Source organism: Methylobacterium sp. 1030 (assembly GCF_040544715.1).
Classification (GTDB): domain Bacteria; phylum Pseudomonadota; class Alphaproteobacteria; order Rhizobiales; family Beijerinckiaceae; genus Methylobacterium.
Genome location: NZ_JBEPKM010000015.1, coordinates 128,860 through 143,866 on the forward strand (window position 1 = coordinate 128,860; position 15,007 = coordinate 143,866).

Genomic DNA, 15,007 nt, shown 5'->3' on the forward strand with positions numbered 1-15,007 from the left:
CCCGCTGGGCTATGCTGCGCCGAGGTTAGGATCAAGGAACCCCGCATGCATACCCATTCCCTCGAGCCCTGGGCCCACAGCCACGTCTTCCTGGGCGACCGGCACGATCGGCACGCCCGCCGGACCTGGGCGGTGGTCGCGCTCACGGCCGTCACGATGGTGGCGGAGGTCGCCGGCGGCACGTGGCTCGGCTCGATGGCGCTGGTCGCCGACGGCTGGCACATGTCGACCCACGCGGCGGCCCTGGGCGTCGCGGCGCTCGCCTACCACTTCGCCCGGCGCCACGCGGACGACCCCCGCTTCAGCTTCGGCACCGGCAAGTTCGGCGACCTCGCGGCCTTCGCCAGCGCGCTGCTGCTCGGCCTGATCGCCCTGCTGATCGGCGCCGAGAGCCTCGACCGGCTGCTGCACCCGGTGGCGATCGGCTTCGGTCAGGCGATCCCGATCGCCGTGCTGGGGCTCGCCGTGAACCTCGCGAGCGTCTGGCTGCTGCACGACGACCACGACGACCACGGCCACGACGACCACGCTCACCATCACGGAGGCCACGCGCACGGAGGTCACGCGCACGCGGGCCACGCGCATGGCGGCCACGGCGGCCACGACACGAACTTCCGGGCCGCCTACGTCCACGTCCTGGCCGACACGCTGACGTCGGTCCTGGCCATCGTGGCGCTGCTCGGCGGGCGCTATCTCGGCCTCGCCTGGCTCGACCCGGCCATGGGCCTCGTCGGCACCGCCGTGATCCTGGCGTGGTCGTGGAGCCTGCTGCGGACGGCCGCCCTCGTGCTCCTCGACGCACGGTCCTCGCCGGCGGCCACCCGGGAGATCCGGGAGCGCCTGGAGATCGGCGGCGACCGGGTCAGCGACCTGCATCTCTGGCAGATCGGGCCGGGCCACCGGGCCGCCGTGATCGCCCTCGTCAGCGACGATCCGCAACCGCCCGCCCACTACAAGGCGCGCCTCGCCGGGGTGAAGGGCCTGAGCCACGTCACCGTCGAGGTCCAGCTCTGCGGGGGGCACGCGGCGGCGGCCTGACGGTCCCGCGCGGGCGCTCGGCCCGGCGGCCGCTACTCGTCGGGGCGGACCGCCTGGCCGCCCCGGTCGATCGGCAGGCTCGGGCCCTTCAGCTCGGAATCGCTCGGCAGGGCGCGCACGTCCCAGCCGCCGCCGAGCGCCCGGATCAGCGTGACCGCCGCAGTGAAGCGGTTCAGTCGCACCTGAAGGGCGTTGACCTCGTTGTTCACGAGCAGGTTCTGCGCGGTCACCACCGTGGTGAAGTTCTGGGTGCCGGCCCGGTACTCGTTGAGGGTGATCTCCACGGCCCTGCGCGACAGGTCCACGGCGGTGTCCTGCGCCCCCTGCTGCTGGCCGAGGATGCGCAAAGCCGCCATCTGGTTCTCGACCTCCGCGAAGGCGGCCAGCACCACCTGCCGGTAATTGGCCACCGCCGCGTCGTAGCCGGCCTCGGCCGAGCGCAGCGCCGCGGTGCGGGCGCCGCCGTCGAACAGCACCTCGCTGCCGGAGGCCGCCACCGACCAGACCTGGTTGGCCGCTGAGAGCAGGCCGTTGCGGGTCGCCCCCGAGATGCCGCCCTGGGCCGAGATCGTCACGGTCGGGAAGAAGGCCGCCACCGCCACGCCGATGCGCTCGCTCTGCGATTGGACGAGGCGCTCGGCCTGGGCCACGTCGGGCCGCCGCTCCAGCAGGTCGCCGGGGATGCCCACCGGCACGCCCGGCGGGCTGCGCCCGATGCCGGATACCGGGATCGACACCTCGGAGGGCGGCCGCCCGATCAGGGTGGCGATGGCGTTGACGAACTGCACCCGGGTCAGGCGCACCGCGATGGCCTGGGCCTGGATGGTCTGGACCTGGGTCTGCGCGGTGATCACGTCGGAGCGCGCCGCGACCCCGGCGGCGTACTGGTTCTCGGTGATCGCCAGGGTCCTCTTGAAGTTCTCGACGTTCTCGTCGAGCACCTTCTGGAGGGAATCGGCGTAGCGCACCGTCAGGTAGTCGGCCGCGATCTCCGCCTGGATGCTCAGGCGGGTCAGCGCGATCGTGGCGGCGTCGGACTGCGCCAGGGCCGCCTCGCTCTCGATGGTGCGGCGCGTGCCGCCGAACAGGTCGAGCTCCCAGCTCGCCTGGCCCAGCAGCGCCACGTTGGTTCGCGTGGCTGTGCCGCTGCCGGTCCGGGTGATGCTCGGCGCGCCGATCACCGTCGGGTACAGGGCCGCCTGCGCGGAGGCGACGAGCGCCCGCGCCTGCCGGTAATTCGCCACCGCCTGCCGGAGGGACTGGTTGTCGACGTCGACGAGGCGGATCAGCCGGTCGAGGGTCGGGTCCTTGAACACCCGCCACCAGTCGCCGCGCTCGACCGCGTCGCTCGGCCGGGCCTCGCGCCAGCCCTTCTTCCGCGCCGCGACGTAGGCCGGGCTGTCCTCCCGGACACCGCCCTGCTTGTAGGCCAGCGGCGTCTCCACGGAGGGTCGGGTGTAGTCCGGGCCGACCACGCAGCCGGCGAGGAGCGGGGCGGCGAGGAGCAGGGATGCGAGGGTGCGGAGCCGTTGATGGGTAAAAAGCGCACCTCCCACCCTGAACCTCATCCTGAGGTGCCGGAGCGTAGCGGAGGCCTCGAAGGAGCCCTCCAGGAATCGCGCGCCTGGCTGGAGCCCTCCTTCGAGGCTGCTGCGCAGCACCTCAGGATGAGGAGGTGGGTTGGAGGAACCCCCGCGCGCGATCGCGGCCGCCGCTGTTTCACGTGAAACCTTAACCATCACTCTCCGGCCGGCAGCGCCGCTTCTCCGCTCCGCCCGCCGCGCCTGCGCCGGTTGAGCACCCTGTGCCGGAGGCGATCGAGGGTGAGGTAGACGACAGGGGTGGTGTAGAGGGTCAGGATCTGGCTCACAATCAGCCCGCCGACGATGGCGATGCCCAGCGGGCGGCGCAGCTCCGCGCCCTCGCCGTTGGCCAGGATCAGCGGCACGGCGCCGAGCATGGCGGCCAGCGTCGTCATCATGATCGGCCGGAAGCGCAGGAGACAGGCCTCGCGGATCGCGTCCACGGGATTCGCGGCCCGGGTCCGCTCCGCGTCGATCGCCACGTCGATCATCATGATCGCGTTCTTCTTCACGATGCCGATGAGCAGGAACACCGCGATCAGCGCGATGATGGTGAAGTCGGTGCCCGTCACCAGCAGGGCCAGCACCGCGCCGACGCCGGCCGAGGGCAGGGTCGAGAGGATCGTCAGCGGGTGCACGAAGCTCTCGTAGAGGATCCCCAGCACCGCGTAGACCGCCAGGATCGCCGCCAGGATCAGCAGCGGCTGGCGCGACGCGGAGGCGACGTAGTTCTTGGCCGCGCCGGCATACTCGCCGTGGATCGTGGCGGGCAGCTGCAGGGAGGCCATGGCCCGGTCGATGGCGTCGGTGGCGTCCGACAGGCTCTTGCCCGGGGCGAGGTTGAACGAGATCGTGGTCGCCACGAACAGGCCCTGGTGGCTCACCTGCACGGGGGCGCTGCCGGGCTCGATCCGCGCGAAGGCCGAGAGCGGCACCATCGTCTCCTTGGCGGCCGAGACCGGCGCGCTCGACGAGGCGCCGCCCTTGCTCGCCGCGATGGCGTTGGCGGAGGCGTTGCGGGCCGAGTCGGACGCGATGGCGGCGGCGTTCGAGGCGGTGTCGGCCGTGCTGGCGGAGGCGGCGGCGGCCGCCGCCGCGACGGCGCCCGCGGTGCCCGAGCCGCCGACGGCGCCGGAGCCCGTGGCGACGCCGGTCGCGGCGCTCGCCGACGACCCGCTGCCCGGGCTGCTGGTGCCGGTCGCCGCGTTGGTGTTGACGGTCCCGCCCGCCGCCACCGTGCCGGCGACCGCGTTGGTGGTGGCCGAGCCCGGCGCGTTGCCGCCCGAGGTCGAGACGTAGATCTGCTTGAGCGTCTCCGGCGTTTCCAGGTAGCGCGGCGCGATCTCCATCACGACGTGGTACTGGTTCAGCGGGTTGTAGATCGTCGAGACCTGGCGCTGGCCGAAGGCGTCGTAGAGGGTGTTGTCGATCTTGTTCGGCGTGATGCCGTAGCGGAACGCGGTCGCCCGGTCGATCACGACCCGGCTCTCCAACCCGCCCTCCTGCTGGTCCGAGGTCACGTCCGCGAAGGTCGGGTCCTTCTGCAGGGCCGCCACCAGCTTCGGGGCGGCGGCGAACAGCTCCTCGGCCGTGTCGCCCTGGAGGGTGTACTGGTACTGGGCGAAGCTCTGGCGGCCGCCCATCTGCAGGTCCTGGCGGGGGAAGACGTAGAGGCGCGCGCCCGCGACCTGCGCGAGCTTCGGCCGCAGCCGCGCCATCACGGCCGAGATCGGCGCCCGCTCGTTGAGCGGCTTCAGGCCGACGAAGACGTTGGCCGAGTTGGTGCCGCGGCCGCCCGTGAAGCCGACGACGCTCTCGACCGCCGGATCCGCCCCGACGATCGCGGTCGCCTGCGTGAGCTTCTTCTCCATCGACTGGAACGAGATGCGCTGGTCGGCCTGGATGCCGCCCATCATCTGCCCGGTATCCTGCTCGGGGAAGAAGCCCTTCGGGACGATGATGTAGAGGTAGACGTTGAGCCCGACCGTGGCGAGCAGGCTCAACAGGACGAGGCGCGGATGGGCGAGCGCCACCTCCAGCGTCCGCGCGTAGGCCCCGAGCAGCCGGGCGAAGCCGCCCTCCAAAATCCGGATCAGCAGGTTCGGCCGGCGGCCGGCCGGCGGTTCGCCATTGGGGCCATGCCCCTCGGCCCGGAGCAGCCGGGCACACATCATCGGCGTGGTCGTGAGCGAGAGCACCAAGGAAATCAGGATCGACAGCGACAGGGTGACGGAGAATTCCTGGAAGATGCGGCCGACGAGGCCGCCCATCAGCAGGATCGGCAGGAACACCGCGATGAGTGACAGGCTCATCGAGATCACCGTGAACCCGACCTCCCGCGCGCCGATCAGCGCCGCCTGGAGCCGGGGCTTGCCCTCCTCGATGTGCCGCTGGACGTTCTCCAGCACCACGATGGCGTCGTCGACCACGAAGCCGGTGCCGATGATCAGCGCGGTCAGCGACAGGATGTTGAGCGAGTAGCCGAGCAGATACATCGCCGAGAAGGTGCCGACGATCGAGATCGGCACGGCGACCGCCGGGATCAGCGTGGCCCGCCAGGAGCGCAGGAAGCCGTACACCACCAGGATGACGAGGCCGACCGCCACCAGCAGCGTCTCCTCGGTGGCCGCGAGGGAGGCGCGGATCGTGGCGCTGCGATCGCCGGTGAGCTTGATGTCGATGCCGCCGGGCAGGGAGGCGGTGATCTGCGGCAGCGCCTCCTTCACGGCGTTGATGGTCTCGACCACGTTGGCGCCGGGCTGCTTGTAGACGAACAGCAGCACGCCCGGCTTGCCGTTGACGATGCCGAGGTTGCGCTTGTCCTCGACCCCGTCGAGCACCTGCCCGACATCGGTGAGCTTCACCGCGGCGCCGTTGCGGTAGGCCACGATGATGTCGCGGTAATCGGCGGCCTTGCGGCCCTGATCGTTGGCGTAGAGCTGGTAGCGGCGGTCGCCCGCGTCGATCTCGCCCTTGGGCGAGTTCGCGTTCGCGGAGGCGAGCGCGGCCCGGATGCCCTCGAGGCCGATGCCGTAGTTGAACAGGGCCGTGGGATCGAGCTCGACCCGCACGGCCGGCAGGGACGAGCCGCCGATATCGACGTTGCCGACGCCCGGCAGCTGCGACAGCTTCTGCTGCACCACGGTGGCGGCGGAATCGTAGACCTGGCCGCGGGTCAGCGTCTCCGAGGTCATGCCGAGGATGATGATCGGCGTGTCGGCGGGGTTGAACTTCCGGTAGGTCGGGTTCTGCCGGAGCGACGCGGGCAGGTCGGCGCGCGCCGCGTTGATGGCGGCCTGGACGTCGCGGGCCGCGCCGTCGATGTCGCGGTTGAGGCCGAACAGCAGCACGATCCGGGTCGAGCCGAGGGAGTTCGTGGACGTCATCTCGTTGACGTCCGCGATGGCGCCGAGCCGCCGCTCCAGGGGCGCCGCCACGGTGGTGGCCATGGTGTCGGGCGAGGCGCCGGCCATCTGGGCCTGGACGAGGATCACCGGGAAGTCGATCTGCGGCAGCGGCGCCACCGGCAGCTTCAGGAAGGCGAACAGCCCGGCGAGCAGCACGCCGATCGTGAGCAGCGTGGTCGCCACCGGCCGCCGGATGAACGGCTCGGAGATGTTCACGGCAGCGCCTCGCCGGGCGCGAGATCCGGCCCCCGCCGCCCCGAGATCCGCCGCTCCAGCCGGTCGAAGGCCAGGTAGATCACCGGCGTGGTGAACAGCGTCAGCACCTGGCTGACGATCAGGCCGCCCGCGATGCAGATGCCGAGCGGCTGGCGCAGCTCGGAGCCGACGCCGGTGCCGAGGATCAGCGGCACCGCCGCGAAGAGCGCCGCCAGCGTCGTCATCAGGATCGGCCGGAAGCGCAGCAGGCAGGCCTGGAAGATCGCCTCGCGGGGCTCGAGCCCGTCCTCGCGCTCCGCCTGGAGCGCGAAGTCGATCATCATGATGGCGTTCTTCTTCACGATGCCGATCAGCAGCACGATGCCGATCACCGCGATGATGTCGAGCGACAGGCCGAACAGCATCAGGCCGAGCAGCGCCCCGATCCCCGCCGACGGCAGGGTCGAGAGGATCGTGATCGGGTGGATGAAGCTCTCGTAGAGCACGCCCAGCACGATGTAGACGGTCACGATCGCCGCCAGGACCAGGAACAGCTCGTTGCCGAGCGCCGACTGGAAGGCGAAGACCGAGCCCTGCGGCACCACCCGGAACGAGGGCGGCAGGCCGATCTCGGCCTTGACCTTGTCGATCGCCTCGACCGCCTGCCCCAGCGCCGCGCCGGGGGCGAGGTTGAACGACACGGTGGTGGCCGGGAACTGGCCGAGATGGGAGATCAGCAGCGGCGCCCGCCGCTCGCTGATCCGCGCGACCGCCGAGAGCGGCACCTGCCCGTTGGTCGCCGTGGAGGAGGGCAGGTAGATCGCGTCGAGGCTGCGGAGCGTCGTGTGCAGCTTCGGGTCGGCCTCCAGGATCACCCGGTACTGGTTGGACTGGGTGAAGATCGTCGAGATGATCCGCTGGCCGAAGGCGTCGTAGAGGGCGTTGTCGATCGTCGCCGGGGTGATGCCGTAGCGGCCGGCGGTCGGCCGGTCGATGGTCACGTAGGCGGCGAGCCCCTGGCCCTGGTGGTCGCTCGCCACGTCGGTGACCACGGGCGACTTCGCCAGCGCCTCGGTGAAGCGCGGCACCCAGGTCTCGAAATCGTCGATGTTCGGGCTCTCCAGGATCACCTGGTACTGGGTCGCCGAGACCGCGGTGTCGATCGTCAGGTCCTGGACCGGCTGCATGTAGAGCCGCATGCCGGGCTGGTTGGCCGCCGCCGCCGAGATCCGCCGGATGATCGCGCTGGCCGTCGCGGTGCGCGCGTCCCGGGGCTTCAGGTTGATCAGCATCCGGCCGGAATTGAGCGTGACGTTCTGGCCGTCGACCCCGATGAACGACGACAGGCTGGCCACGTCCGGGTCCTTGAGGACGATCTCGGCCATCCGCTGCTGGCGCTCGGCCATGGCGGCGTAGGAGACCGACTGGTCGGCCTGGGTGATGCCCTGGATCACGCCCGTGTCCTGCACGGGGAAGAAGCCCTTCGGGATCACCGCGAACAGGTAGATCGTGAGCCCGAGCGTGCCGAGCGCCACCAGCAGGGTCAGGCCCTGGTGGTTGAGGACGACCCGCAGGGAGCGGCCGTAGGACTCGATCGTGCCGTCGATGGCGCGCCGGCCCAGGCGGGAGAGGACGCCCTCCCGGCGGCGGTGGCCGGCTTCCGGGACGTGCTTCAGGAGCCGCGCGCACAGCATCGGCACCAGCGTCAGCGAGACCACCGCCGAGATGATGATCGTGGCCGCCAGCGTGATGGCGAATTCGTGGAACAGCCGCCCGACCACGTCGCCCATGAACAGGAGCGGGATCAGCACGGCGATCAGCGAGACGGTCAGCGAGATGATGGTGAATCCGATCTCGCGGGAGCCCTTGAGCGCCGCCTCCAGGGGCGAGTCCCGGGCCTCCACGTGCCGGGCGATGTTCTCGATCACCACGATGGCGTCGTCGACCACGAAGCCGGTGGCGATGGTGAGCGCCATCAGCGACAGGTTGTCGAGGGAGAAGCCGTACAGGTCCATGACCGACAGGGCGCCGACCAGCGACAGCGGCACCGACAGGCTCGGGATCAGGGTCGCCGACAGGCTGCGCAGGAACAGGAAGATCACCAGCACCACGAGCGCGATGGCGAGGCCGAGCTCGAACTGCACGTCCTCCACGGAGGCGCGGATCGTGGTGGTCCGGTCGGTGAGCGGCGCCACCACGACGGCGGCCGGCAGGCTCGCCTGGAGCTGCGGCAGCAGCGACTTGATCTTGTCGACGGTCGCGATGACGTTGGCGCCGGGCTGGCGCTGGATGTTCAGGATCACCGCCGGCGTCGCGTCCGCCCAGGCGCCGAGCTTGGTGTTCTCCGGCCCCTCGACCACGTCGGCCACCTCCGAGAGCATCACCGGGGCGCCGTTGCGGTAGGCGATGATCGCCGCGTCGTAGGCCTTCGGGTCGCGGATCTGGTCGTTGGCGTTGATCGCGTAGGACTGCTTCGGCCCGTCGATCGTGCCCTTCGGCGTGTTGACGTTGAGGTTGGTGATGGTGGTGCGCAGGTCGTCGATGTTGAGCCCGTAGGCGGCGAGCGCCCGCGCGTTGAACCGGACCCGCACGGCCGGGCGCTGGCCGCCCGAGATGCTCACGAGGCCGACGCCCGCCACCTGGCTGATCTTCTGCGCGAGGCGCGACTCGGCGAGGTCGCGCACCTGGGTGAGCGGCAGGGTCTTGGAGGTGAGCGCCAGCGTCAGGACCGGCGCGTCGGCCGGGTTGACCTTCGCGTAGATCGGCGGCGCCGGCAGGTCGGAGGGCAGGAGGTTGCCGGCGGCGTTGATCGCCGCCTGGACCTGCTGCTCGGCGATGTCCAGCGGCAGGTCCAGGCTGAACTGCAGGGTGATGACCGAGGCGCCCGCGGAGGATTGCGAGGTCATCTGGTTGAGGTTGGCGAGCTGGCCGAACTGCCGCTCCAGCGGCGCCGTCACCGAGGAGGTCATCACCTCGGGGCTGGCGCCGGGATAGAAGGTCTGGACCTGGATCGTCGGGTAATCGACCGCCGGCAGCGCCGAGACGGGCAGGTTCAGGTACGACACGCCGCCGACGATCAGGATCGCCAGCATCAGCAGCGTCGTGGCCACCGGTCGCAGGATGAACAGGCGGGACGGGTTCATGACGCGCTCCCGTTATCCCTTCCCCCGCGGAGGGGGGAGAGGGAGCGTCGCGCCAGAGCCGTCCTCACTGCGCCTGACGGCGCCGGTGCCGACGACCGCCCTCCGCTGTCCCTTGGGAATCCGCCGCCGCGTCGGCCGGCGCGGCGGGCTTCACCTCCCCCTTGCCGTCAGCCTTGCCGTCCGGCTTCGCCGCCGCGGCCTTGCCGTCGCCGGCGACCGCCGGCGCGCCCTCGGTGATGCGCACCGGCGCGCCGTCCTTCAGCCGGTCGGTGCCGTCCGTGACGACGCGGTCACCCGGGTTCAGCCCGGAGACCACCACCGTGTGGGTCCCGTCAGTCTCGCCGGTCTTGATCGGCCGGACCGTGACCTTGCTGTCCCCGTCCATCAGGTAGACGTAGGTGCCGGGCGTGCCCTGGAGCAGGCTGGAATTCGGCACCAGCGTCGCGCCCCGCACCGTGTCGACGGTCAGCTTGGCGTTGACGAACTGGTTCGGGAACAGCTCCTCGTCGGAATTGTCGAACAGCGCGCGCAGCTTCACCGTGCCGGTGGTCGTGTCGATCTGGTTGTCGACCGTGTCGAGGCGGCCGGTGGCGATCTCGTGGGCGTCGCCGCGGTCGTAGGCCCGCACGGTGAGCTTCGCGCCCGCCCGCACCTGCCGCATCACCCGCGACACGTCGTCTTCCGGCAGGGTGAACACCACCGAGATCGGGTGGAGCTGGGTCACCACCACGATCGCCGTGGAGGCGGCCGAGATGTAGTTGCCCTGGTCGACTTGGCGCAGGCCGACGCGGCCGTCCACCGGCGAGACGATGTGCGTGTAGGCGATGTTGAGCTTCTGCTGGTCGACGAGCGCCTGGTCGGCCGCGACCGTGCCCTCGTTCTGCTTCACCAGGGCGGCCTGCGTGTCGACGTTCTGCTTCGAGATCGAGTCCTGCCGGTTCAGCGTCTGGTAGCGCTGCAGGTCGAGCTTCGAGTTCTGGAGCAGCGCCTGGTCGCGGGCGAGCTGGCCCTGGTACTGCGCGAGCAGCGCCTCGTAGGGGCGGGAATCGATCCGGGCGAGCTCGTCGCCCGCCTTCACGTTCTGGCCCTCCCGGAACTGCACCTGCGTGAGGTAGCCGCTGATCTGCGACTTCACCGTCACGGTGGCGAGCGGCGTCACGGTACCGAGGCCCTGCAGCACCACCGGCATGTCGCCGGTCGTGGCGCTGGCGATGCCCACCGCCTGCGGCATGTCGGCCCCGCCGCGCCGGCCGCCGTGGCCGCCGGTGTGATGCGCCGTCGCCGGCTCGGCACCCTTGCCGGTGCGGGCCTCGTACCAGCGGTGGCCGATCGCCCCGGCGCCGGCGAGCAGCACCAGGAACACGAGCCAGCGGATCGGGCGGAAGCGCCGCGTCCGGACCTCGCGCGCGGGCGCCTCGCCGGGCTGGTAGGCGCGGGCCGTGTCGGTCCGGATCGGTGAACTCTCGTTCATGCCTGACTAGAGCACAGGACGGTCGTCTGCGCGACCGGCGGCACCCTATCCCTCGCTGTCCAAGCCCCCATGCCGCCCCCGGAACGCCGCGTCCCGGAAGCCCGTCCTGAAGCCGCCCGGTCCCGCGGGACCCGACGGCTCCGATCCCGTGTACGGGAGCGTAAGCCCATAAAGCTGTCCGGGCCCCGAACGGCTCCTTACCGCGGCGTCATGGACACCCGCGGCCGCGCCGCTCGCGCACCTCGCGGCGCCCTCCACCGGTGCCCGGCCAATGCGCCGTCACTAGGGCGGCGACGTTTCACTCGTGTTGCTGGGGCCCGCCGGACGCGTCCGGTACCGCATAAGCGCGCAGCACCGCCCGGAACGCGGGATCGACCGGGGTGACGGCCACGGCGCGGCGCAGGCCGAGTCCGAGGCCGCCGATCAGCAGCGCCAGCACCAGGCAGCCGAGGAACGCGCGTGAGGAGGGCCGCATCGTCGTATCCGGTGGCCGACCCAGCGAGCGGGGCGTGAGCGGGTGCGGCCGCGTCCGGACATGCCGAAAGGGCCACCGACCCGCAAGTCGATGACCCTTCTGGGGACCGGAGCGGCGCCCCGCTGACGGAGCGAGGGGGCGAAGCTCCGTCGGCGTGTGCGCCGCTCCGGCCGTGATCCGAACCTAAGAGACGGGTGATGAATGTCAACATTCGTCAGCCGGCCCCGGCGCGCCGGAGACCGGGTCTGTGCGACCGCGCACATTCCGCAACGCGCGACGGCCATGTTACAGGCCGGCGATGCCGAGACCCGCCATGCCGACTCTCTCGATGCCCGGCGCCGCGTGCCGTACCCCGTGCCGCGCCGCATGAGGTCCGCCGTCATCAACCCCGTCTTCGACGCGCTGCCCACGACCGTGTTCGAGACCATGTCGCGTCTCGCGCGGGTCCACGGTGCGATCAATCTCGGCCAGGGATTCCCGGACGACGCCGGGCCGGCGGATGTCCGCGAGCGGGGCGCGCGGGCGCTCCTGGACGGCTGGAACCAGTACCCGCCGATGATGGGCCTGCCGGCCCTGCGCGAGGCGGTCGCCGCCCATTACGCGCAGCACCAGGGCCTCGTCCTCGACCCGGAGACCGAGGTGATGGTCACCTCCGGGGCGACCGAGGCCCTGGCCGGCGCGCTCCTGGCGCTGATCGAGCCCGGCGACGAGGTCGTGCTGTTCGCGCCCATGTACGACGCCTACCTGCCCCTGGTCCGGCGGGCGGGCGGCGTGCCGCGGGTCGTGGCGCTCCGGCCCCCGGACTTCCGCCTCGACGAGGCCGCGCTCGCGGAGGCTTTCGGGGCGCGGACCCGGGTCGTGGTGCTGAACAACCCCCTCAACCCGAGCGCCACCCTGTTCGCGCCCGAGGACCTCGACCTGCTCGCCCGCTACTGCCAGCGCTTCGACGTGACCGCCCTCTGCGACGAGGTCTGGGAGCACGTGGTGTTCGACGGCGCGCGCCACCGGCCGCTGATGGCGCTGCCCGGGATGCGGGAGCGGACCGTCAAGATCGGCTCGGCCGGAAAGATCTTCTCCCTCACCGGCTGGAAGGTCGGCTTCGTGATGGCCGATGCCCGGCTGATGCGCGGGCTCGCCAAGGCGCACCAGTTCCTGACCTTCACGACGCCCCCGAACCTCCAGGAGGCGGTGGCCTACGGGCTGGGCAAGCCGGCCCCGTGGTTCGAGGCGATGCGGGCCGGCTACGCCCGGTCCCGCGACAGGCTCGCGGACGGCCTGCGCGGCCTCGGCTTCACCGTACTGCCGGCCCGGGCCACGTGGTTCCTCAACATCGACATCACCGCCCGCGGCCACGCCGACGACGTGGCCTTCTGCGAGGCCCTGGTCACCCGTCACGGCGTCGCGGCGATCCCCGTGAGCGCCTTCTACCCGGACGCCTCCGTGCGCGGCCTCGTCCGGCTCTGCTTCGCCAAGGACGACGCGACCCTGGATGCGGCGCTCGACCGCATGCGCGGGCTCCCGGGGGCCGGGGCATGAGGGTCGGCTCGAGGGACGGTATGACGGGCAGCAGGACGGGCATCACGGCGGACCGCACGCGCCGAGCGGGCGCCGTCCTTGCGGGGATCCCGGTGGGGGGCCACATCGTTGGGGACGATGGCTTCCCGACGGATCCCGACCATGGACTTCACCCAGGCTGCCCAGGCCGGGCGTTTCGCCCGTGCCGAGACCTTCCCCGGGGGCGAGACCCGCGCCGGCCCCCGGCCCCCCTACCTGTCGGCGGATCTCGGACGGGAGGCGAGCCTCGCCCGGCTGGAGACGCTGGCCCACCTGATGGACACCGCCTTCGTCATCCCGGGCATCAACCGGCGGGTCGGGTTCGACGCGCTGATCGGCCTCGTGCCGGTGATCGGCGACTTGGCCGGCATGGTGATCTCGTCCTTCATCGTCTACGAGGCGAAGCGCCTCGGGGCGCCGCGCTGGCTGGTGGCCCGGATGGGCCTGAACGTGGCCTTCGACGGGCTGATCGGCGCCGTGCCGGTGGCGGGCGACTTGTTCGACGCCGCCTTCAAGGCCAATCGCCGCAACGTCCGGCTACTGCGCCGCTGGCTGGAGCGCAGCGGCAATCTGCGTCCCACCGAGATCGACGGCACCGCGACCCGGCTCGACGGCTGAGCGTTCCCGGCCTCCGTCCCGCGGCCGACCGGTCGCGGGGCCGCCCGGATATCGGGGCGGCCGACGCGCGCGCGATGCGGCTCGAGAGGCAGCACGGATGAACGAGGTCACGCGTCCCGGCGACAGCGAGGTCGTGCCCCCGCCGATGCCCGGTGCCCAGCCGCTGGTCCTGCGGCCGGACGAGGGCGCGCCGCCGCCGGTCCTGCCCGGGGCCGCCGGCCGGCGCGCCCGGCTGTCGCCGCTCAACCGGCGCCGCCTCGACAATTTCCGCCGCAACCGGCTCGGCTACGGATCGTTCGTGATCTTCACGGTCCTGTTCGTGCTCAGCCTGTTCGCGGAGTTCATCGCCAACGACCGCCCGATCGTGATGTCCTACAAGGGCGAGTGGCTGGTCCCGGTCCTGGTCGACTATCCGGAGGAGAAGTTCGGCGGCTTCCTCGCCACGACCGACTACCGCTCCCCCGAGATCCGCCGGGAGATCGCGGCGAACGGCTGGGCGCTTTGGTCGCCGATCCCGTACGCGTACGACACGATCAACGAGGACCTGCCGACGCCGTCGCCGTCGCCGCCGACCTGGATGCTCACGGACGCGCAGTGCAAGCCCGTCGCCGAGAAGCTCGGCGGCTCGACCTGCGCGGACATTCCCTGGCACTGGCTCGGCACCGACAACACCACGCGGGACGTGCTGGCGCGGGTGATCTACGGCTTCCGCATCTCGGTCCTGTTCGGTCTGATCCTGGCCGCGGTCTCGTCGGTGATCGGGGTCATCGCGGGGGCCGTGCAGGGCTATTTCGGCGGCTGGGTCGATCTCGCCTTCCAGCGCTTCATCGAGGTCTGGGGCGGCATCCCGACCCTCTACCTGATCATCATCATCTCGGCCTTCATCGCCCCGGGCTTCTTCGTCCTGCTCGGGATCATGCTGCTGTTCTCCTGGGTCGCGCTGGTGAGCGTGGTGCGTGCCGAGTTCCTGCGGGCGCGGAACTTCGAGTATGTCCGGGCGGCCCGGGCGCTGGGGCTGTCGAATATCCGGATCATGACGGTCCACCTGCTGCCGAACGCCATGGTGGCGACGCTGACCTTCCTGCCGTTCATCCTGAACGGCTCGATCACCACCCTGACCTCGCTCGACTTCCTCGGCTTCGGCCTGCCGCCGGGCTCGCCGTCCCTCGGAGAGCTTCTCGCGCAGGGCAAGGACAATCTGACCGCGCCGTGGCTTGGATTGACCGGTTTCCTGGTCATCGCCGTGATGTTGAGCCTGCTCGTCTTCGCCGGCGAGGCCGTGCGGGACGCCTTCGATCCGCGCAAGACTTTCGCCTGAGGCTGCGCGGGTTGCGAAAATGACGCAGGGCCTCGCCCCGCGCTCGCACAACTGTACGAAGATTGCGCATTGTGCCCGCACGACCGGGCGGCAATCGTATACGACCGTCTAGAGCCGGCCCCTGACCCGGGGGTAAAGGTCTCTGCCGGCTGCGAAAACCCGCTTCGAGGAAGCGACTAGCATTCGCCGGGCGGACACCGATAAA

General features: G+C 71.1%; 9 protein-coding genes. 4 read left to right on the forward strand and 5 right to left on the reverse strand.

Features of this window, described 5'->3' with window-relative positions; translation table 11 throughout:
- Positions 1-45: 45 nt before the first annotated feature.
- The gene (gene dmeF, locus ABIC30_RS21890) at positions 46-1,038 is read left to right on the forward strand and encodes a CDF family Co(II)/Ni(II) efflux transporter DmeF (protein ID WP_234081611.1); all 993 of its coding nucleotides are present in this window, start codon (positions 46-48) and stop codon (positions 1,036-1,038) included.
- Positions 1,039-1,070: 32 nt separating this feature from the next.
- Here the strand turns inward: dmeF and ABIC30_RS21895 are convergent, their stop codons facing one another.
- The 5 genes from ABIC30_RS21895 to ABIC30_RS21915 all read right to left on the reverse strand — a co-directional run bounded on the left by ABIC30_RS21895 (position 1,071) and on the right by ABIC30_RS21915 (position 11,312).
- Positions 1,071-2,606 carry an efflux transporter outer membrane subunit gene (locus ABIC30_RS21895; RefSeq protein WP_181049183.1) on the reverse strand — a complete coding sequence of 512 codons (1,536 nt, stop codon included), beginning with the start codon at positions 2,604-2,606 and terminating at the stop codon, positions 1,071-1,073.
- A gap of 170 nt (positions 2,607-2,776) precedes the next feature.
- Positions 2,777-6,244 (reverse strand): efflux RND transporter permease subunit, encoded by a 3,468-nt coding sequence (locus ABIC30_RS21900; RefSeq protein WP_020094027.1) that lies wholly within the window; start codon positions 6,242-6,244, stop codon positions 2,777-2,779.
- Positions 6,241-9,366, reverse strand: a complete 3,126-nt coding sequence (locus ABIC30_RS21905) for an MdtB/MuxB family multidrug efflux RND transporter permease subunit (RefSeq protein WP_020094026.1) — start codon at positions 9,364-9,366, stop codon at positions 6,241-6,243. Before ABIC30_RS21905 ends, ABIC30_RS21900 begins: the two co-directional genes overlap by 4 nt.
- Positions 9,367-9,430: 64 nt before the next feature.
- On the reverse strand, positions 9,431-10,837 hold the full coding sequence (locus tag ABIC30_RS21910; protein ID WP_020094025.1) for an MdtA/MuxA family multidrug efflux RND transporter periplasmic adaptor subunit: 1,407 nt from the start codon (positions 10,835-10,837) through the stop codon (positions 9,431-9,433).
- Positions 10,838-11,135: 298 nt separating this feature from the next.
- Positions 11,136-11,312, reverse strand: a complete 177-nt coding sequence (locus ABIC30_RS21915) for a hypothetical protein (RefSeq protein ID WP_020094024.1) — start codon at positions 11,310-11,312, stop codon at positions 11,136-11,138.
- A gap of 366 nt (positions 11,313-11,678) precedes the next feature.
- Between ABIC30_RS21915 and ABIC30_RS21920 the strand changes: the two genes are divergently transcribed.
- The 3 genes from ABIC30_RS21920 to ABIC30_RS21930 all read left to right on the forward strand — a co-directional run bounded on the left by ABIC30_RS21920 (position 11,679) and on the right by ABIC30_RS21930 (position 14,802).
- Complete coding sequence (locus tag ABIC30_RS21920; RefSeq protein ID WP_234081612.1) at positions 11,679-12,848, forward strand: aminotransferase; 1,170 nt, start codon at positions 11,679-11,681, stop codon at positions 12,846-12,848.
- 141 nt (positions 12,849-12,989) lie between these two features.
- Positions 12,990-13,484: a DUF4112 domain-containing protein gene (locus ABIC30_RS21925; protein ID WP_056533673.1), complete on the forward strand. Its 495-nt coding sequence runs from the start codon at positions 12,990-12,992 to the stop codon at positions 13,482-13,484.
- Between the two features lie 97 nt (positions 13,485-13,581).
- Positions 13,582-14,802, forward strand: a complete 1,221-nt coding sequence (locus tag ABIC30_RS21930; protein ID WP_234081614.1) for an ABC transporter permease — start codon at positions 13,582-13,584, stop codon at positions 14,800-14,802.
- The last annotated feature ends 205 nt before the right edge of the window (positions 14,803-15,007 follow it).